General features: G+C 59.1%; 1 protein-coding gene. It reads right to left on the bottom strand.

Annotation, left to right across the window (positions count from 1 at the left end; all coding sequences use genetic code 11):
* The coding region (locus tag OB03_RS12835; RefSeq protein ID WP_461344409.1) for an AAA family ATPase at nt 1-428 on the bottom strand (428 nt) is incomplete at its 3' end.
* Nucleotides 429-684 lie beyond the last annotated feature (256 nt).

Genomic DNA, 684 nt, shown 5'->3' with positions numbered 1-684 from the left:
ATCAGCGGGGTGCGAACGAGAAACCCGTTGTCATAGCCAGCGACCACAGTGTCCATGCCGACACCGGCTACCGGCACAATGTTGGGGGCGACCGTGGAGTAGTCCACGCCCATGCCGGTGCAGATGCGATGGATGCGGCGCACGATCTCGTCGCCGTCGTCTTCAGCGAAAAGCCCGACGGACTTCCAGCCTTTGGCCTTCCTACCCAGCCAAGGGAGGCTGTAGCGCGATGCCATAGCCACCATCAGCCACATAGCCAGGAGGGTCTTGCCGGAACCACCGTCGCCGTAGAGTGCCGTAACGCAGCCGTTGGGGATCAGATCGTCAACAAGGAACTCGCGGGGATCTGGTTCGCGGTCGATCCATGCCGAAAGATCGACAATCGGAAGGGTGGGTATTGCGGCAGGATGCAGGGGTGCTACATTCAAGAGAACAGCCCTCCGCCTTGAAGTGCTGCCAAGCGTTGATGTCCCCACATCCAACGAGTAACAGCCCCGGTTTCGCCGTCACGCGAGCCGGGGTTTTTCGTGCGCGAACTACCGAAAAAAACGGGTAGCCATCGCGCTTGATTTCCCTTGCGGGTCAATATGAGTATTTTGAGGGGTTAGCCATTGTAAGGCGGTGTTTAGACTGACAGGAGAGGCTACCTCTCTGTCCGCCATCTATTCGCCCGCTAAAGCGGGC

The organism is Brevundimonas sp. GN22 (genome assembly GCF_054824005.1).
Note: the sequence above shows the minus strand (reverse complement) of the source record. Positions and strands in the feature narration are given on the sequence as shown.